Raw genomic sequence first — 266 nt, forward strand, 5'->3', positions numbered from 1 at the left:
AATGTCGATAACGCCGACAGCTATGCGGTGCTGGGGCTGGGCGATGTGGCGATGGCGCGCAAAGATTATCCCGCCGCCGAACGTTATTATCAGCAGACGCTGCGCATGGACAGCGGCAACACCAACGCCGTGCGCGGGCTGGCGAATCTTTATCGCCAGCAGTCGCCGGAAAAAGCCGAAGCATTTATCGCCTCGCTCTCTGCCAGCCAGCGGCGCAGCGTTGATGACATCGAACGCAGCCTGCAAAACACGCGTTTATCACAGCA

1 protein-coding gene is annotated in these 266 nt (G+C 59.4%); it reads left to right on the top strand.

All coding sequences use genetic code 11. From position 1 onward, the window contains the following. On the top strand, positions 1-266 hold a 266-nt coding region (locus FC814_RS22695), incomplete at both ends, for a tetratricopeptide repeat protein (RefSeq protein ID WP_137326495.1).

Origin of the sequence: Escherichia sp. MR, from assembly GCF_005280595.1 — a bacterium.
GTDB lineage: Bacteria > Pseudomonadota > Gammaproteobacteria > Enterobacterales > Enterobacteriaceae > Escherichia > Escherichia ruysiae.